Origin of the sequence: Nakamurella flavida, from assembly GCF_030811475.1 — a bacterium.
In the GTDB taxonomy this organism is placed as follows: domain Bacteria; phylum Actinomycetota; class Actinomycetes; order Mycobacteriales; family Nakamurellaceae; genus Nakamurella; species Nakamurella flavida.
Genome location: NZ_JAUSQV010000001.1, coordinates 3826648 through 3844250 on the forward strand (window position 1 = coordinate 3826648; position 17603 = coordinate 3844250).

General features: G+C 71.2%; 16 protein-coding genes. 5 read left to right on the forward strand and 11 right to left on the reverse strand.

Features of this window, described 5'->3' with window-relative positions; translation table 11 throughout:
• Nucleotides 1-61: 61 nt before the first annotated feature.
• Both J2S58_RS17000 and J2S58_RS17005 read left to right on the forward strand, forming a co-directional pair.
• Nucleotides 62-1261: a Gfo/Idh/MocA family protein gene (locus tag J2S58_RS17000; protein WP_205257431.1), complete on the forward strand. Its 1200-nt coding sequence runs from the start codon at nt 62-64 to the stop codon at nt 1259-1261.
• Entirely contained in the window at nt 1258-2259 is a 1002-nt protein-coding gene (locus J2S58_RS17005; RefSeq protein WP_205257432.1) for a sugar phosphate isomerase/epimerase family protein, read from the forward strand. The genes J2S58_RS17000 and J2S58_RS17005 overlap by 4 nt, the downstream gene beginning before the upstream one ends.
• 69 nt (nt 2260-2328) lie before the next feature.
• Here J2S58_RS17005 and J2S58_RS17010 read toward each other — a convergent pair whose 3' ends face one another.
• Nucleotides 2329-2775 (reverse strand): acyl-CoA thioesterase, encoded by a 447-nt coding sequence (locus tag J2S58_RS17010; protein ID WP_240189140.1) that lies wholly within the window; start codon nt 2773-2775, stop codon nt 2329-2331.
• Nucleotides 2776-2979: 204 nt separating this feature from the next.
• Here J2S58_RS17010 and J2S58_RS17015 point away from each other — a divergent pair, with 204 nt between their 5' ends.
• Complete coding sequence (locus tag J2S58_RS17015) at nt 2980-3540, forward strand: hypothetical protein (RefSeq protein WP_205257433.1); 561 nt, start codon at nt 2980-2982, stop codon at nt 3538-3540.
• A gap of 94 nt (nt 3541-3634) precedes the next feature.
• On the opposite strand, the gene J2S58_RS17020 is transcribed toward J2S58_RS17015, so the two are convergent.
• The 4 genes from J2S58_RS17020 to J2S58_RS17035 all read right to left on the reverse strand — a co-directional run bounded on the left by J2S58_RS17020 (nt 3635) and on the right by J2S58_RS17035 (nt 8567).
• The gene (locus tag J2S58_RS17020; protein ID WP_205257434.1) at nt 3635-5185 is read right to left on the reverse strand and encodes a metallophosphoesterase; all 1551 of its coding nucleotides are present in this window, start codon (nt 5183-5185) and stop codon (nt 3635-3637) included.
• A gap of 183 nt (nt 5186-5368) precedes the next feature.
• The gene (locus tag J2S58_RS17025) at nt 5369-6424 is read right to left on the reverse strand and encodes a threonine aldolase family protein (protein WP_240189141.1); all 1056 of its coding nucleotides are present in this window, start codon (nt 6422-6424) and stop codon (nt 5369-5371) included.
• 59 nt (nt 6425-6483) lie between these two features.
• The gene (locus J2S58_RS17030; RefSeq protein ID WP_205257436.1) at nt 6484-7206 is read right to left on the reverse strand and encodes an SDR family oxidoreductase; all 723 of its coding nucleotides are present in this window, start codon (nt 7204-7206) and stop codon (nt 6484-6486) included.
• Nucleotides 7203-8567 (reverse strand): DUF6421 family protein, encoded by a 1365-nt coding sequence (locus J2S58_RS17035; RefSeq protein WP_205257437.1) that lies wholly within the window; start codon nt 8565-8567, stop codon nt 7203-7205. Before J2S58_RS17035 ends, J2S58_RS17030 begins: the two co-directional genes overlap by 4 nt.
• A gap of 220 nt (nt 8568-8787) precedes the next feature.
• On the opposite strand from J2S58_RS17035, the gene J2S58_RS17040 reads away from it, so the two are divergent.
• Entirely contained in the window at nt 8788-9528 is a 741-nt protein-coding gene (locus tag J2S58_RS17040) for a CDP-alcohol phosphatidyltransferase family protein (protein WP_205257438.1), read from the forward strand.
• Complete coding sequence (locus J2S58_RS17045) at nt 9525-10688, forward strand: glycosyltransferase family 4 protein (protein ID WP_205257439.1); 1164 nt, start codon at nt 9525-9527, stop codon at nt 10686-10688. The genes J2S58_RS17040 and J2S58_RS17045 overlap by 4 nt, the downstream gene beginning before the upstream one ends.
• Nucleotides 10689-10787: 99 nt before the next feature.
• Here the strand turns inward: J2S58_RS17045 and J2S58_RS17050 are convergent, their stop codons facing one another.
• From J2S58_RS17050 to J2S58_RS17075, 6 genes are all read right to left on the reverse strand, one after another.
• The gene (locus tag J2S58_RS17050) at nt 10788-11657 is read right to left on the reverse strand and encodes a hypothetical protein (RefSeq protein ID WP_205257440.1); all 870 of its coding nucleotides are present in this window, start codon (nt 11655-11657) and stop codon (nt 10788-10790) included.
• Nucleotides 11658-11691: 34 nt separating this feature from the next.
• Nucleotides 11692-12864 (reverse strand): Gfo/Idh/MocA family protein, encoded by a 1173-nt coding sequence (locus tag J2S58_RS17055; protein WP_205257441.1) that lies wholly within the window; start codon nt 12862-12864, stop codon nt 11692-11694.
• 85 nt (nt 12865-12949) lie between these two features.
• The gene (locus J2S58_RS17060; protein ID WP_205257442.1) at nt 12950-14089 is read right to left on the reverse strand and encodes a DUF1972 domain-containing protein; all 1140 of its coding nucleotides are present in this window, start codon (nt 14087-14089) and stop codon (nt 12950-12952) included.
• Nucleotides 14090-14277: 188 nt separating this feature from the next.
• On the reverse strand, nt 14278-15396 hold the full coding sequence (locus tag J2S58_RS17065; RefSeq protein WP_205257443.1) for an HTTM domain-containing protein: 1119 nt from the start codon (nt 15394-15396) through the stop codon (nt 14278-14280).
• A complete protein-coding gene (locus tag J2S58_RS17070; RefSeq protein ID WP_205257444.1) occupies nt 15393-15884 on the reverse strand; it encodes a hypothetical protein in 492 nt (163 codons plus the stop codon). The genes J2S58_RS17065 and J2S58_RS17070 overlap by 4 nt, the downstream gene beginning before the upstream one ends.
• On the reverse strand, nt 15881-17374 hold the full coding sequence (locus tag J2S58_RS17075) for a phytoene desaturase family protein (protein ID WP_306829024.1): 1494 nt from the start codon (nt 17372-17374) through the stop codon (nt 15881-15883). Before J2S58_RS17075 ends, J2S58_RS17070 begins: the two co-directional genes overlap by 4 nt.
• Nucleotides 17375-17603 lie beyond the last annotated feature (229 nt).

Sequence of the window (17603 nt, forward strand, 5' to 3'; positions counted from 1 at the left end):
GCATAGTGGAGCGCTCCATTGGAGCGCTCCATCACTCGTCACGTCCGCAGAGGAGCAGACCGTGGTCGACAGTCTCGGAGTCGCCGTCATCGGAGCGGGGATGGCCGGCAAGGCCCATGCCGCCGCGTATCGAACCGCCTCGGCGCTCTACAGCCCCACCCTGCCGGAGATCCGGCTGGTCTCGATCGGTGACGTGAACGAGCGGTTCGGCACCCTGGCCGCGCGACGGTTCGGCTACCGGCAGTGGGATTCCTCCTGGCAGGCCATCGCCGAGAACCCCGAGATCGACGTGGTCAGCGTGGTCATCGCCAACTCCCTGCACCGCGAGGTCGTCGAGGGCCTGCTGGCGGCCGGGAAGCACGTGCTGTGCGAGAAGCCGCTGAGCGACACCCTGGTCGACGCCCGGGCCATGGCCGACGCCGCACGCAGCGCCGCGACCGTGGCCAAGGTCGGTTTCACCTTCCGTCGCACCCCGGGCATCGCCTTCATCCGCGACCTCATCCATTCCGGCGAGCTGGGGAAGGTGCTGCACTTCTCCGGCCGCTACTGGACCGACTACGGCTGCGATCCGCACGGCCCGATGAGCTGGCGCTTCGCCGGCGAGCCCGGCTCCGGCGCACTGGCCGACGTCGGCAGTCACCTGGCCTACGTCGCCGAGTTCCTGTGCGGGGACATGACATCGGTCAGTGGGGGACAGCTGTCCACGGTGATCACCGAGCGCCCCGTCCCGTTGGGCGCGGTCATGGGGCACGACCACGCCGAGGTCTCCGACGTGTTCGAGCCGGTCACCAACGACGACTACGCCGCCTTCTCGGCCACGTTCCAGAACGGCGTGGGCGCGCTGGAGGTCTCCCGGGTCGCGGCCGGCCACGCCAACAGCCTGACCTTCGAGGTGTTCTGCGAGAACGGTGCGGCGAGCTTCGACCAGCGCCGCCCGGCCGAGATCCAGCTGTTCCTGCGCGAGGGCAGGTCCGCGCAGAACGGCTACCGCCAGGTCATCCTCGGTCCCGAACACCCCTACATCGCCGGTGGTCTGGCCATGGACGCACCGAGCGTCGGCTTCGGTCAGAACGACGCCTTCGCCTACCAGGCCCGCGCCTTCCTCGAGGAGGTCGCCGGCATCGCCGAGGCCGACAGCCTGCCGCGGTGCGCCACCTGCGACGACGGAGTGCACAACATGGAGTTGCTCGCCGCGGTCGCCCGGTCCGCCGCCGACAACGGCGCCACTGTCAGCACCAGCACGATCGGAGCGAACGCATGAGACTCGGCGTCTACAACGCGATCCTCCACGACCGGAGTCTGCCCGAGGCCCTGGAGGTCATCGCCGGACTCGGGCTGACCGGAATCGAGATCAACTCCGGGGGCTTCCTGCCGCCGGTGCACATCCCCACCTTCGACGACATCCTGGTCAGCGACACCGCCCGGGACGACTACCTGGGCCAGTTCGAGGGCACCGGGGTGGCCGTCGCCGGCCTGAACTGCAACGGGAATCCGCTGCACCCGGACCCGGCCATCGGCGAGGAGCACGCCGAGGACATCCGCCGCTCGATCCGCCTGGCGCAGCGGCTCGGTCAGCACCGGGTGGTGACCATGTCCGGGCTGCCCGCCGGCGAGCCCGGCGGCACCCGGCCCAACTGGATCGTCAACGCCTGGAACTCCGCCGCGCTGGACGTGCTGGACCACCAGTGGGGCATCGCCGCCCCGTTCTGGAAGGAGATGGACGCGCTGGCCGCAGACCACGACGTGAAGGTCGCCCTGGAGCTGCACCCGCAGAACCTGGTCTTCAACACCGCCGACGTCCATCGGCTGATCGAGATGACCGGTGCCACCCACGTCGGAGTGGAACTGGACGCCTCCCACCTGTTCTGGCAGCAGATGGACCCGGTCGCCGTCGTGCGGGCACTGGGCCCGCTGGTCCTCCAGGCCGCGGCCAAGGACGTCCGGGTCAACCCCGAGACGGCTGCGCTCTACGGCGTTCTCGACAACCGGTTCCGTCGGCTGGCCCCGGACGAGGCCCGCACCAACCTGGGCGGCGACGAGTGGGCGAACGAGTGGCCGAGACCGGCCGCCTGGGACTTCGTCGCCCTGGGCAAGGGGCACGACGTGGGGTTCTGGACGGATTTCCTCCGTGCCCTGCGTGAGGTCGACCCGGACATGTTGGTCAACATCGAGCACGAGGACGTCGAGCTCGGTCGCATCGAGGGACTCGAGGTGGCGGCCGCCGTGCTGTTGGCGGCCGACGCGGCGCTGGCCGGCTGACTCCCGACCGGCGTCCTCCGTGGCCGCGCTCCGCCCACCCCGCACGACAGCGGGGTGGGCGGTTCGACGTCACCGACTGAGCCGGGCCGGGATCCGGTCGCGGGTCAGGGTGATCTCGGAATAGCCGTGCGGCGCCGGACGACCGTCGTCCCCGACGTTGACGAAGACGATCCGGTCGATCGTAAGGATCTTGTCCTTGGTGATCATGTTGCGGACCTCGGCGCGCATGGTCAGCGACGTGCGGCCGAAGTGCACCGCGCGCAGGCCCATCTCGACGAGATCACCCTGGCGGGCGGAGGCCACGAAATTGATCTCCGACATGTACTTGGTGACGACGTGGTCGTTGCCGAGCTGCAGGATCGCGTAGATCGCGGCCTCCTCGTCGATCCACTTGAGCAGACTGCCGCCGAACAGGGTGCCGTTGGGGTTCAGATCCTCCGGGCGCACCCACCGGCGCGTCCGGAAGGTGATCTCGGCCGCCGCTTCCTGCGTCGACTGCGGTGTCGACTCCTGCATCGTCACGAATGCCCTTTCCCTCGGGGTACGGATGAGTGAACATTCTCGCCGCGCCGGGCCGATCCGCGGATGTGGCGGTGGACACCTGCCGGTCGGGTGCGAAGCCGGTCGACCGTCCTCGATCCCGGGAGAGCCGGGTGGGGTCGTGGGAGACTGGACGGCAGCCGGGGCATGTCCCGGTCCCGCACAGTCAGGGGTGCCCCGATGCCCGGTGAGTCCTCGTTCCGGTCGTTCTTCCGGCCGACGTCCCCCCGCGAGCGGCTCGGCCGGTTCGGCCTCCAGCCGTCGACGATCACCGTCGCCCTGTCCGCCGCGCTCGACCCGCGCGCCGACGCGGAACTGACCGGCCTCGAGCAGGGGCTGACCCGGGCCGAGACCCTGGTGTCGTTGCTCGAGGGCCGGTTCGAGCGGCACCTGGGGCTGCTCGCCCTCACCTCGGCGCGGCTGGTGTTCCGCCGGCACCGGCACCCCGGTCCGTTCGTGCTGGACATCCCGTTGGACGAGGTGACCGACCTGTCCGTCCGGCAGGAACGGATGACCCAGTCGCTCCTCGTGCAGGCGCAGGGGCGGACCCACACCGTCGACAAGATCCTCGGCGAGCAGGGGCAGCGCCTGGTGCTCGCGGTGGAGAACTCCCGTCACCCGGCCGCCCCGGCCGTCGACCCGCTCGTCGCGCTGGGGGAGCTGCGTGCCCTGCACGACGCCGGGGTCATCGACGACCACGAGTTCGCGCTGCGCAAGGCCGCGCTGGTCGAGCAGATCTGAACCCTCCGCCTCCCGACCCGGCACCCAGACGCGGAACGGGCCGGCTCGAGATCGAGCCGGCCCGTTCCGCGTTCAGCGCGCGATGCGCCGGGTGCTACTCCCAGCCCATGTTCGTGTAGGTCAGTTCGAGGCCGGGGAACAGGTCGCCGGTCCACGGTGCGGTGAATCGGCGGCTGACCGTGTCCGCGGCGGTGTCGATGGTGATCAGCTGCACCGGGTTCGTGACGTTCGAGTGGAACGCCCCGAGGAAGGCGGCCGAGGTGGTGCCGTCGGCACGGACGTCCTGGCGGGCGTCGGCCGTTCCGACGTGGCCGGAGAAGACCAGCTTGACGTTGTCGTAGCGGTTGACCAGGGAATCGAACAGACCCTGCGGGCTGGTCACGCCGTAGTCGGCGCCGCCGTAGATGCCGCCGCTGCCGTCGAGGTAGGAATGCGTGACGATGATGACGTTGTCGTCGGGGTGGGTCGCGATGACCTGCTCGGCCCACCGGACGACCTCGGCCCGGGGCCAGAGCTCCAGCGTCATGACGATGAAATCACTGCCGCCGGCCTGGAACGAGGACCAGGAGTTGTCGATCTTGCCGGCCTCGAAGGTGCCCTGCAGATCGTCGTGGCGGCTGGTCGGGAAGTAATGGTTGTAGGTCGAGGTGTCCCGGACGGCCGTGCGGACCCGCTTGCCCGGGCAGGCGCTGCCGCCGGCGCAGACCGCGCCGGTGTCGTGGTTGCCGATGGCTGCCGCCCACGGGATGTCCGCGTCGTCCAGCACCTGCATGGCGTCGCTGCCGATGGCGTACTGGCTGTGGTCCGGGGTGTCCCAGTTGACCAGGTCCCCGGTGTGCAGGACGTACCGCAGATCGAGCGCGCTGCGCTGGTCGACGAGCCAGGAGTTCCGCTGCGCGAAGCGCCCGTCCAGGCCGGACAGCACCTCCTGCTGGGTGTCGGGGATGACGGCGATGGTGAAGCTGGTGTCCGTGTCACCGCCGCCGGGGCTCGGGGCGGGGGTGGGTCCGGGCGCCGGGGCGGCACCGGCCGGGGCCACCCAGAATGCGATCTTCTCGTACGTCCAGCCCTGCGCGACCAGCGAGTCGCGAGCCCCGGTGCCCACCACCTGCGAGTGCACCCCGGCCAGCCGCAACCGGTAGACCGGCTCCAGGCAGGGTTGGGCGGTGGTCGAGACGGCGAAGTCTCCGCCCAGATCGACGTACCCGTAGCGGGCCACGGCGTTGGTGATCTCGGTGGCGCCGGCCATCCAGACCAGGTTGCCGGTCCGGGGGTTGGTGAGCCGGTGCGCCGCGGTCAGGCCCGGGGTGTCCAGCGGGGCGACCCGGAAGGGCGACCCCTCGTCCTGGGTGAACCCGTCGGCCGCGGCGGCCGTGGCTTCCTGCGCGGACGTGGTGATCAGGTTGACCCGGGAGTCGGGGTCGACCCGGCGCAGCACCGGGACGTCCAGGGCGGCGCAGTCCACCGCTGCGGCGGCCAGCCGGGATGCGGCGGTCTGAGATCCGACGGTCCCGGCGGCCTGGGCCACCGGGGCCAGCGACACGGTGAGGACGGCGGCGAGGGGGAGCGTCCACCACCGGGCACGGCGCAGCAGTGCGGACCGGGCGCGACCGGGCCCGAGGGGGCGGGACGGAACAGCAGACATGGAGCCACATTTCCCTGGGTCGGGGGACCGGCAACGGTGACGACGGCCCCGTCGGGAGACCACCGGGGCTCGGGCCGTCAGAACGTCGTCAGTATGCGGTGAACGCTCAAGTAATTCCAAGACTGCTCCCGCGCATTCCCACAGATGGGCGGGAGCGGGCTTCGCTGCGAATGCAGGACGTTCTCAGCCGAGTTCTTCCCGCAACGCCTGCAGGAATGCGTCCACGTCTGCCGCGGTGGTGTCGAACGCGCACATCCATCGCACCTCCCCGGTGGCCTGGTTCCAGTCGTAGAACCGGAAGCGGGCGCGGAGGCGATCGGCGACCGCCCGGTCCAGGACGGCGAACACCGCGTTGGCCTGCACGGGCCGGGTGACCCGCACCCCGGGCAGATCGACGACGCCGGCGGCCAGCCGGGCGGCCATGGCATTGGCATGCCGGGCCGATTCCAACCACAGATCGCCGTCCATCAGCGCGAGCAGCTGCGCCGAGACGAAACGCATCTTGGAGGCCAACTGCATGGTCATCTTGCGCAGGTACGGCAGCGCGGCCTGCGCCTGGTCCAGCGTGGGATTCAGGACCACCACGGCCTCGCCGAACATCAGGCCGTTCTTCGTCCCGCCGAACGACAGCACGTCCACGCCCGCGTCGCGGGTGAACGTCCGCAGCGGGACGTCCAGGCTCGCCGCGGCATTGGCCAGCCGCGCACCGTCCATGTGCAGGACCATGCCGCGTTCGTGGGCGTGGTCGGCCAGGGCACGGACCTCGTCGACGGAGTAGACGGTGCCCAACTCGGTGCTCTGGGTGATGGACACGGCCAGCGGCTGCGCGCGGTGCTCGTCACCCCAGCCCCAGGCCTGCCGGTCGACCAACTCCGGGGTGAGCTTGCCCTCGGGGGTCGGCACGGTCAGCAGCTTGAGCCCGCCCACCCGTTCCGGGGCCGCGTTCTCGTCGGTGTTGATGTGGGCGGTCTCCGCGCACACCACCGCACCCCACCGCGGCAGGACGGACAGCAGGGAGAGCACGTTCGCCCCGGTCCCGTTGAACACGGGGAAGGCGGCGACGCCCTCGCCGAAGTGGTGGGCGAACACCGCCTGCAGGCGGGCGGTGTAGTCGTCCTCGCCGTAGGAGATCTGATGCCCGCCGTTGGCCGCCGCGAGTGCGGCCAGCACCTCCGGATGGATGCCGGCGTAGTTGTCCGAGGCGAATCCGCGGCGGTCGGGGTCGTGCAGGGTCTCCAGGGTGCTCACGTCAGCAGTGTTCCTCAACTCGGGGGTGCGGCAGGCTCGGCGCCGGTCCCTTAGGCGGGGAGCCGGGCGCCGTTGACGTCCGCGGCGGGGGTGGTGAACAGGCCGACGATCCGATCGGCCAGGGCGGTGACATCGGTGAACGACGCGGGTGCCGGTGGCTGCGTGGGCCGGCTGCGGTCGGTCAGCGCGGTGACGACCAAGACGGTGGCGGCCGCGGCGGGACGCAGATCACCCTCCGCCTCAGTGGCCACCCGGCCCAGGGAGTGGGCCAGCGAGCGCATCCAGCTGTCGGCGGCCGCCTTGGCGGCGGCGTAGGTGGCGTTCCCGCCGGTGGGTCGGTCGACCGCGGTGGCCGACACGGTGACGGCCCGGCCGACGGGGGAGGCGCGGAGATCGTCGTGGAAGGCCAGTGTCGTCGCGCGCAGGGTGTCGACCAACGCGGTGGACAGGAACGCCCAGTCCGCGTCGGTGTTTCCGGTGAACGACTTCCCGCCCCGCCAGCCCCCGACCAGGTGGATCAGACCGTCGATCCGGCCGTGCCGCTCGCGCAGTCGTCCGGCCAGCTGGCGGACCGACGTGCTGTCGGCGAGGTCGACGGTGTCGGTCTGCAGACCGGGCATCGACGCTGACAACGCCTCGAGCCGGTCGCTGTCGTGACCCAGGGCCACCACGGTCGCGCCCTGGTCGAGCAGCGCCCGGGCCACGGCCGGCCCGGCCAGGCCGGTGGCGCCGGCGACCACGACGGTGAGCCCGGCGAGCGGGCCCGCGGTCATCCGGTGATCCCGGCCGTGTCCGCCACCACGCCGGACAGCTTGCGCTGCAGGGCCTCGTAGAACATGGACAGCGGGAACTCGTCGGGCAGCACGGCGTCGGTGAGTCCCTTGGGCGGGCCGAGGACGGGGAGCGCGGCCGGGCCCTGCTTCCACACCGAGGCCGGGTGCGGCTCCAGGGTGGCCGACACCAGGGCGTACGCGGCGAGCCAGTGACCCACCTTGGGCCGGTCGATGGACCGCCAGTACAGATCCTCGATCTGCCGGCCCAGTTCGAGCACGGGGCCGGTCAGCTGATCCCAGTCCAGGGTCAGCTGGTTGTCCGTCCAGTGCAGCACGTGGTGCTGGTGCAGCCAGGCGAACAGCAGCTGACCGCCCAGTCCGTCGTAGTTGCGCACCCGGGATCCGGTGACGGGGAAGCGGAAGATGCGGTCGAGCACGATGGCCGCCTGCACCAGGCGGGCCTGCGGCACGCCCTGCTTCTCCAGGGCGACGGCCTCCCGGAACGCGGTGAGATCGCAGCGCAGCTCCTCCAGGGAGTAGAGGAAGTACGGCATCCGCTGCTTGATCATGAACGGGTCGAACGGCAGGTCGCCGTGCATGTGGGTGCGGTCGTGGATGAGGTCCCACAGGACGAACGCCTGCTCGGTGAGCTGCTGATCGGTCAGCAGTTCGGCCACGTGGGCGGGCAGCTCCAGGCCGGTGATGCCGGCCGCCGCGCCGACCACGGCGCGGAACCGGGCGGCCTCGCGGTCGGCGAAGATCGCCCCCCAGGTGAACTTGGGGACCTCCCGCATGGCCACCGTCTCCGGGAACAGCACCGCGGAGTGGGTGTCGTACCCGGCGGTGAAGCCGAGGAAGCGCACCGGGACGAACAGCTTGTTGGAGTACTCGCCGGCCTCCAGCTCGGCCAGGAACTCGGGCCAGATGACCTGGACCAGCACGGCCTCGACGTGCCGGTCCGGGCTGCCGTTCTGGGTGGTCATCGGGAAGACGACGAGGTGCTCCAAGCCGTCCACCCGGTGCAGCTCGGGACGGAACGCCTGGAGCGAGTCCAGGAAATCGGGCACCCCGAAGCCGCCGTCGCGCCAGCGGTCGAAGTCCACGGCCAGGGCGTCGAGATAGCCGGCGTCGTGCGGAAAACGTGGGGCGAGAGCCGTGACGGCGTCCAGGATCTCGCGGACGAGCTCCCCGGCGACCCGGTGATCGGCCGGGTCGGGGATCGAGCCGTCGGTGGCCTGCAGGGGCTGGATGCGGGAGACCGCCACGGTCAGCGCGTTCCAGGCCGGCGACTGCGCGACCGGGCCCGGCTCGTCGGTCAGCGACATCGTCGATGCGGTCGTCGCATCCAAGATTTCCGTCATGTCAGCCCCTCAGCCGTAATATTTCCTCTCCAGAAGGGTAGAGACGACGCGGACGACGGTCAACTCGCCGTCCGGCCGCATGTGATCCGGCAAAGAGGCAGGGTCGGCACCGACCTGAGTCCGTCATCACGGAGCGCAGCATCCGGGTCGGAACCGACTACTCTCCGACAATGCGCAAGAACGTCCGAGGTGGGGTCGCGTCCAGCGACGGGGGCCGCCCGTGAGTCGGCACAGCGAGGCGGTCGCGCGACTCAGCGCGGCGCAGAAGCCGGGACGGGGGGCGCCGCCCTACTCCCGGTGGATCAACCGGCGCCTGGGCCGACAGTTCGCGGCCGCGGCCTACCTGCGGGGGATGACCCCCAACCAGGTCACCCTGACCAGCGCAGCCTTCACCTTCACCGGGGTGGCCTGCATCGCGTTGATCTCGCCCCGCTGGTGGCTCGGTCTGCTCGTCGGCCTGCTCCTGGTCATCGGGTACGCGCTGGACGCGGCCGACGGTCAGCTCGCCCGCCTGCAGGGCGGCGGGAGCATCGCGGGGGAGTGGCTCGACCACGTCGTCGACGCCACCAAGAACTGCCTGCTGCACACGGCGGTGCTGATCTCCTTCTACCGGTTCACCGATCTGCCCCGGTGGACACTGCTGATCCCGCTGGGCTACCAGGCGGTGTCCTGCGTCTTCTTCTTCACCTTCATCCTGGTGGAGAAGCTCCGGAAGGGCGCCGGGCGCGGCATCCACCGCGGGGCCGCCGAGGGCGCCACCGGGCGGGGTCTGGCCCAGACCTTCCTGGCCGCGCCCACCGACTACGGGGTGCTGTGCGTCTGCTTCCTGATCTTCGGCTGGGTGAGCGGCTTCGCCGTCCTGTACTCGTTGATGTTCGCGGCCAACCTGGCCGTCCTGTCCGTGGCACTCCTGCGCTGGTGGAAGGAGATGAACACGCTGAGCCCGGCGGCCGGAGCATGACCGGCCGCACGCCGGCGTCGGCGACCCGGACCCTGCTGATCGCCAACCCGTCGTCCGACGTCTACGGCTCGGACCTGCAGATGCTGGAGACGATCTCGGCCGTGGTGGAGGCCGGGTGGCGGGTGGTGGTGACCACCCCCGACGACGGGCCGCTCATCGCGATGATGCAGGCGCGCGGCGCCGTCGTGGATCGGGTCGACTACCCCGTGCTGCGGCGCGAGAACGCGTCGGCCACCGGCATGGTGAAGCTCCTGCTGTCCCTGGTCCCCGGGGCCCTGACCATCGTGCGGACGCTGCGGCGGGTGCGGCCGGACGTCGTGTACGTCAACACCGTCACCCTGCCCTGGTGGCTGCTGGTCACCCGGCTGCTGCGGGTGCCGGTGGTGTGCCACGTGCACGAGGCCGAGATGGACGACAGTCGGCTCGTCCGCACCGCCCTGATCGGCCCGCTGGTGCTCGCCCGCCGGCTCATCGTCATCAGCGAGCCCGCCCTGCAGGCCGTGGGCGATGCCGTGCCGCGCCTGCGCGCGCGGTCCCAGCTCATCTACAACGGGGTGCCCGAGCCCACCGGCGAGATCACCGCGTCCACACCGGGTGCCGGTCCCCGCCGGCTGGCCATCGTGGGCCGGCTCTCGCCGCGCAAGGGCACCGATGTCGCCCTGGAGGCGGTGGCCGCCCTGCGCGCGGACGGCCGGGACGTGGTGCTCGACGTGTGCGGCACGGCGTTCGAGGGCTACGAGTGGTTCGTGGACCAGCTCCACACGCGCGCCGGGCAACCCGACCTGGCCGGGGCGGTCACGTTCTCCGGCTACGTCAACCCCGTCTGGCCGGCCCTGGAGCGGGCCGAGGTCGTCCTGGCCCCGTCGCTGCGGGAGCCGTTCGGCAACGCGGTGGTCGAGGCCCAGCTCGCGGCCCGGCCCGTCGTCGCCGCGGCCGCCCTGGGACATCTGGAGACCGTGCAGGACGACTCCACCGGTCTGCTCGTTCCGCCCGGGGACGCCACGGCGATGGCCGCGGCGGCCGCCCGCCTGCTGGACGACGCCGACCTGGCCCGCCGACTCGGCGAGCACGGTCGCACCGAGGCGCTGCGGCGCTTCTCCATCGCCCGGTACCGCCGCGAGGTCGTCGAGCTGCTCACCCGGGCGGCCACCCGTCGCTGACGGGCCGGGCGGTCCTGGGCTGCAGGACGGGATGCCTCCCGGGGACGACCGAGCGCCGCACCCGGGGGTCCGGATGCGGCGCTCGTGGTGGTGCGGGGTTCAGGCCCGGGCGGGGGCCAACTCGTCGACCAGCATCGCCGTGTTGTGGATGTTGGCGCGCGAGGAGGCACCGAACACCACGGACTCGATGTTGGGCTGGGCGTAGATCCACTCCAGCGCCTCCCGGGGCGGGATCGCCCCGGAGGCGAAGACCGACATGGCCACGGCCCGGAACCGCCTGCCCTGCAACGCCTCCTGGTAGCCCTGGATCCCGCCGGACATCCGGAACCCGATCTTGTTGATGTTGGAGCAGACGATGGGGTTGTCCACCCCGACCCGCTCGAGGGTGTCCAGCAGGCGGGGCAGGTTCATCGTGATGAAGCCCGGTTCGGCGTCGTACCGCTTGCGGACGTGCTCGGCGAAGATGACGAACGCGTCGTCGAAGCCGAGCCCGAGAAGCAGGTCCACCACGACGTTCTGCAGCCAGATCACCGGCGTGCGCAGCCCACGGAACATGGCCATCTCGGCGTCCACCAGCAGGGTGGTGAGGCCCTCGATGTCCTTCTTGGCCAACGACCGCCCCCCGCGCAGGGCCGCGTTGACCAGGCCCTCCTCGGGCAGGAACTGTCGGACGGCGCCGAGCATGCCGTTCTCGGTGATCGCGTCGGCGTACTTGTGCGCGTACGGCATCCCCGGGAAGAACGTGAAGTCCTTGTACCGCTCCGGGTTGGCGCGCACCCGGTCGCAGACCTGGGCGATCCGGCCGTGGGTGGTGCACATGAAGGTGGTGATGCCCTCGTCGTAGGCGGCGTCGAGCACCCCCATGACGGCGTCGATGTCCTGGAAGCGCATGGCCTGGGCCCGCGCCTTCTCCTCGGACATGTGGTTGACGCCGAAGAACTGGTTGTCACCGAACAGCAAGCGATCCATGGTGTCTGACTCCTGACGGAAGGGGGGAGGTGGTTCAGGAGCTCTTGCGGAGCCGGGCGACGAGCGTGCGACCACCGGCTCGGGCCACCTGCAGACCGTGCTGCAGGAGCGCCACGGCGGTGCCGGCACGGGTGCGTGCCGGTGCCGGGGCGACGGGGACCGGAGCGTCGCCGGTGGCCAGCGTGCGGGGGCCGGCGGCGGCATCGGTGACCATCAGCTCGAGCACCCGGTCGGTGACCGCCGCGCTGGCGAAGCTGTTGGTGCCGTCCAGATCTCGGTTCTGCACCCGCTTGACGAAGGCGTCCAACTGGGCGCTGTACTCCTCGCCGCGCAGGTAGAACCACACCTCGTCGGTGAGCTCGGTGGTGTACCGCACGTTCCATCCGGGCTCGTACCCCTCGGGTGCGGTCGCCTCCTCACGGAGGTAGACCTGGCACTCCTGGCGGTCGGCGTGGATCCGGCCCTGGGTGCCCCACAGCGTGATCCGGGTGGTCATCTTGCGGTAGGACTCGTCCGACCAGTTGACGGAGACCTGCCCGCTGACGCCGTCCGGGAAGTACAGCGTGCTGAACACCTCGTCCTCGGTCTCGGCGGAGAACACCGAGCCGAGCACTGTGCCGCCGACCCCGGTCGGGGCACCGAGGTACCAGGTGACCAGGTCGATCGGGTGCGCGGCGTAGTCGTACAGGCAGCCGCCGCCCTCGGACCGCTGGCTTCGCCACGTCGACCCCTTGGGCTTGAGGACCACCGGCCCGTAGGCCTCGGCCAGCACGTGGGTGACCCGTCCGATGGCCTGGGCGTCCAGCAGCTTCTTGACCTCCTGGAAGGCTCCGACGAAGCGGTTGTGGTAGCCCACCTGGGTGACCAGGCCACGACTGCGGGCGAGTTCGGCCAGCTCCACGGACTCCGCGGACGTCAGGGTCAGCGGCTTCTCGCAGAACACGCTCACCCCGGCCTCCAACGCGGTGCGCACCATGCCGGCGTGCAGGCGGGTGGGGGTGGCGATGATGACCGCGTCGAGCTCGACCGCGTCGAGCATCTCCTGCATGCCGCTGAACGTGCGCAGCCCGGTGTACTTGCTCAGCACGTCGAGCACGTACCCGGTGGAGTCGACGACGGCCTCCACGCTGACGTCGGGGTGGGCCCGGATCATCGCGACGTGCGAGAGCCCCATCTTGCCCAGTCCGACGATGCCGACCTTGATCATGTGGGGTCCTCTTCCGTGATGCGGGGTCCGCGGGTGGCGGATCCGTTCGTGACCGGGCCGGTGGCGCCGGCGGCGGGTGCGGGCCTCACCGGAGGTACCGCTCGAGCAGGGTGCGGTACTGGCCGGCGACGTGTTCCCAGGTGAACTCCCGGGCATGCCGGTCCCGGCTGGCCCGGCCCATCGCCGCCCGCTGTCCGTCGTCGGCGAGCAGCTCGGTGATGCGCTCGTCGGCGTCCTGGGCGGTGGCGAAGTAGCGGGCGCCGTCGGCCGCGACCCACCGGTTGTACTCGTTGTCGTGGGCGATCACCGGGTTGCCGGCGGCCATCGCCTCGACCAGCGAGGGGTTGGTGCCACCGACGGTGTGACCGTGCAGGTACCCGGCGCCGTGGAAGCGGAGCGCGGCCACCTCCGCCGGGTCGTAGATCGCTCCGACGAACCGCACCTCGTCGCCCGCCGCGTCCAGCACGGCCCGGTGGTACGGGTCGGCCTCGCCGTCGTAGTTGCCGAGCACGACCAGGTCCACGCCGCGTGGGCGGGCCGAGAAGCCCTGCACCAGTTCGAGGATCGAGTTCTCCGGGATGGGCCGGCAGATCAGTGTCAGGTACTTCCCCGGGGTGAGGCCCCGGTCGGTGACCGGGCCGGTGGGGGCGTCGGTGACGGCATTGGCGCCGTAGGTGATGGTGGAGATCTTGCTGTGCCGGGCCCGCGTGGTCAGGTAGACCTCGATGCTCGGGTGGTCGGCGATCAGGTGGTCACCCACGAAGCAGGCGATGCGCTCGTTCGTCCACAGGATGGCCTGGCGGGCCTTGCCCCACCGCGCACGGGACCACTCGATGCCGTCCATGTTGATGACGTTGGGGATCCGCAGCAGGCGTTGGGCGATGTTGAAGACGGCGGTGTTGTACCCGAACGTCAGACACACGTCCCGGTGTCGGACGGCGTGCCGGATGCTCTTCAGGTCGAACGACGACGTACCCAGCCAGCCCTCCCGGGACACCGGCACGATCACCCGCTCCAGGCCGTTCCACGTGTCCTCGCGGGTCGGCCCGTCACCGGTCTCCTGGCAGTAGACGATCACCCGCCAGCCGTGGTCACGCAGGTGCAGGGCGACGTTCTCCGCGGCGGTCTCGAACCCGCCGTAGGCGGCCGGGACACCATGGGTGCCCAGGATCCGCACCGTGGGTCGGTCACCGGTGGGTCGGCGGGGCGCCATCGGAACGGGCACCTCCTGTTCTCGGGTCTGTCGCGGTGTTCGTCCGAACCGGCGGGGTCCGGGACGGCGTTCTGCTGGGGTCGGTGCGGCGTCGTCCTGATCGCCCCTGATCACGCACCGTGCCCGGTCTCGGATGGTAGGTGACCCGCGCCGGGTCCCGGTGAGGTCCGCTCCGGGGGGCGGCCCCGCCGCCGACCCGGTCAGCCGGCCGGGGACGTGCTGTGCAGGGTCTCCGGGACCCGGCCGCGGCGCCGGGTCAGCAGGCCGCGGACCTGGGCGAGCAGGTAGACCAGGGCCACTGCTGCACCGGCCAGCACGATGAGCATCCGGAACGTCTCGATGGCCGGGCTGATCAGGCCGGAGACCCACCACAGCAGCAGGCCGACCCCGACGGTGAGGGGGATCGCCGCCCGGCTCACCGTCCGCCGGGTGCGTTCGGACAGGGTCACCGACGGCAGCGCCCACCGGCCCCAGGCGACGAAGGCGCCGTAGGCCATCACGTTGCTGGCGAACCAGATCCCGAGGGACAGGCCGATACCCACGTGGAACAGGGCCAGCACCGCCAGCCCGATGCGCCAGCTCCGCCAGGTCACCAGGCAGAGCACCACCCCGGCCTCGAGAGCCACGGTGGCCCAGTCCAGCGCCTCCCAGACCGCCGGCACGTGCAGATCCACCAGGAACGAGGACAGCAGACTCGACCGCCCAGAGAGCACGTCGCTGCGGACCTGGTAGCCGTAGCTGGCCTGGCTGGACAGGCTGAGCCAGCCACCCAGGACCTTCGGGGCCGCGGCCGAGACGAAGGCCAGTCCGATGGCCAGGCCCAGGAACCGCATCGGCCACTGCAGCCGGGCCCGGGCCGTGTCGGCATCCACCGGGTCCAGCCCACGGCGCCGGCGCCTGATCGCGTCCAGGGAGCAGGTGTCGCCCCAGCGGGCGAAGGCGAGCACGGCCGGCACCATCACCATGACCATCGAGTGGTCGACCTTGCCGACGCTGAAGTTCAGGCCGAAGTCGACGACGAGCGACAGCGTGAGCGCGATCGACGAGGCGGTGGTGAACAGCCCCAGCAGGGTCGCGGCGAGGGACAGGAAGACCACGATCTCGACGACGGTGAGCACGGGTGCGGACGGGAACCCCGACAGCAGCGCGAACGGACCCCACGGAGGTTCGTAGAAGGAGTTCGGGTAGGGCGCCAGCCAGTCGAGCTGCGGCACCAGCAGGACCAGCAGCAGGCAGAACACGATGCGGAAGCGGCCGAGGTCGCGCGGGGTGAACGGCCCCCGGAGGACCCAGGCGTCGAACCGGGCCAGGGCCTTCACGACGCCCCCTGCAGATCGATGGTGTACGAGACCTGGTCGTCGTCGGTCGTCCGCTGCCCGGTCCGCGAGTCGTACAGGCTGTCGACCCAGCGCACCGACAGCGAGGTGAACTGCTGGTCCGGGTAGGAACGGGCCAACTGCTGGCGCAGCCACGCGACCGAGTCGGGGGCCGTCACCTTTGCCTCGTCGGAGAAGATCGCCCCGAAGACCACGGAGTAGCCGTCGTTCGCCCCGGGCATGACCTCGGCCGGGTCGAGCACGGTCTGCCGACCGTCCGCCGTGATCCCGATGACCTCGGACTCCCGGAACCGCACCACCCCGTCCCGTTCCAGGACCGGGCCGAAGCTGGGCAGCAGGATCGCCGGGTAGGGCTCGACCCCGGCCTGCCGTTTGATCGCCAGGCCGGCCGGCACCACGAGCAGGAGCGCCAGGAACAGCACGCGCAGGCGGACCGCCGTCCGGGTCGGGAGGTTCTCGCGGGTGCTCATCGGCTCGTCCCCTCCACGACGGCCGGGGTGTGACCCCGGTGGGGGACGGCCGGTGCGAGATCCGGGCTGGGCAGGCCCAGGTCCTTCAGGGCCAGGCGCGCGGCGTGCCAGCCGGCCATCCCGTTGACCCCCGGACCCGGCGGGGTCGAGGACGAACAGAGGTACACCCCGGGCAGCGGGGTGCGCCAGGGGTGGGCGGAGATCACCGGACGCTTGACCAGCTGGAACGCCGTCACCGCCCCGGCGCTGAAGTCCCCGCCGATGTAGTTGGCGTTGTGCGCCTCCAGACCGGCGGCCGAACTGGAGGCCGACCCGACGACCACGTCGCGGAAACCGGGCGCGAAGGTCTCGATGCGGTCGGTGATCTCGGTGAGCATGTCCCGCCGTGAGCCCCGCGGCACGTGCGTGTAGGCCCACAGGACGTGACCACCGGCCGGGGCCCGGGTCGGATCGAGCAGGCTCGGCTGCGACATCAACAGATAGGGCTCCGCGGGGTACCGACCGCGGGCGACGTCCGCCTCGGACGCGGCCAGAGCCCGGCGGCTCCCACCGAGATGGATGGTCGGCGCGTCGCGGAGGGCCTTCGCCGTCCACGGCACGGGCTCGCTCAGGGCGAAATCGACCTTGGCGGCTCCGTCGCCGTACCGGAAGCGGCCGACCGCGGCCCGGTAGCGGTCGGGCAGGCGGTCTCCGGCCAGCAGCAGCAGGGCCCGCGCCGAGGTGTCCAGCAGGGTGACCCGTGACGGCGGCAGTTCGCCCAGGTCGTCCACCCGGACCCCCGTGTGGATCTCGCCGCCGTGCGCCCGGAGATCGTCGGCCAGGGCGTTCGCGATCGCCTGGGAGCCACCGATGGGGACGGGCCAGCCGTGGCTGTGCGCGAGGGTGGCGAGCAGGAGGCCGGCGCCGGCCGTCGACAGACTGGGCATGATGCCCAGGGAGTGGGTGTTGACGCCGGTCAGCATGGCCGGCGCCACCTGCCCGACGAACCGGGCGTTCCACAGCGGCGAGCCCTGTTCGAGGGTCCGCAGGCCCATCAGGGCCGCGGCCACCGGATGGCGGGGGATGCGCAGCAGCTGATCGGTGGCGAAGTCGACGATGCCGTCGATGTTGCGGACCAGCGGGGCGAAGAGGTCACGCCAGCCCTTGCCGTCGGCGCCCAGTTCGACCGCCGTGCGCTCCAGGTCGCGGTAGGCCACCCCGGCGCGACCCGGGGAGAAGGCATGGGCGTACGAGACGTCCGGCGTCACGAAGTCCACGCGGTCGGCCAACTGGAAGGCCTTGAAGAAGGGGGAGGCGAGGGCCATGGGGTGCACGGCCGAACAGAGGTCGTGGTGGTAGCCCGGCACGGTGATCTCGGCCGTGCGGGCGCCACCCCCGAGGGTGTCGTTGGCCTCGAAGACCTGGACCGACAGTCCGGCCCGGGCCATGGTGACGGCCGCCGCGAGTCCGTTCGGGCCGCTGCCCACGACACAGACGTCGGGGAGGCTCACCGTGTCGATCCGACCGTTGCGCTCGACCTGACGACCCACGGCGTCCCGGACGCCCGGCCGGTGTTCGGTGCTCGCATGTCTCCCCCTCGTACGACCGACGGCGGCCCACTCCGCGAAGGATCTCCCCCGAGATCGCGCGGGCGGGTGTCTGTCCCCGGTGTTCACCGTCGGCACTCCCCACCGGTGAATATAACGGACAGAGACCACGGCGGCGACGATCTCCTCCCGA

Excerpts from the sequence above, each read along its gene's own strand:
- J2S58_RS17070 (WP_205257444.1), bottom strand. The coding sequence starts at position 15,884 with ATGAGCACCCGCGAGAACCTCCCGACCCGGACGGCGGTCCGCCTGCGC.
- J2S58_RS17035 (WP_205257437.1), bottom strand. The coding sequence starts at position 8,567 with ATGACGGAAATCTTGGATGCGACGACCGCATCGACGATGTCGCTGACC.
- J2S58_RS17055 (WP_205257441.1), bottom strand. The coding sequence starts at position 12,864 with ATGATCAAGGTCGGCATCGTCGGACTGGGCAAGATGGGGCTCTCGCAC.
- J2S58_RS17030 (WP_205257436.1), bottom strand. The coding sequence starts at position 7,206 with ATGACCGCGGGCCCGCTCGCCGGGCTCACCGTCGTGGTCGCCGGCGCC.
- J2S58_RS17015 (WP_205257433.1), top strand. The coding sequence starts at position 2,980 with ATGCCCGGTGAGTCCTCGTTCCGGTCGTTCTTCCGGCCGACGTCCCCC.
- J2S58_RS17010 (WP_240189140.1), bottom strand. The coding sequence starts at position 2,775 with ATGCAGGAGTCGACACCGCAGTCGACGCAGGAAGCGGCGGCCGAGATC.
- J2S58_RS17050 (WP_205257440.1), bottom strand. The coding sequence starts at position 11,657 with ATGGATCGCTTGCTGTTCGGTGACAACCAGTTCTTCGGCGTCAACCAC.
- J2S58_RS17045 (WP_205257439.1), top strand. The coding sequence starts at position 9,525 with ATGACCGGCCGCACGCCGGCGTCGGCGACCCGGACCCTGCTGATCGCC.
- J2S58_RS17020 (WP_205257434.1), bottom strand. The coding sequence starts at position 5,185 with ATGTCTGCTGTTCCGTCCCGCCCCCTCGGGCCCGGTCGCGCCCGGTCC.
- J2S58_RS17005 (WP_205257432.1), top strand. The coding sequence starts at position 1,258 with ATGAGACTCGGCGTCTACAACGCGATCCTCCACGACCGGAGTCTGCCC.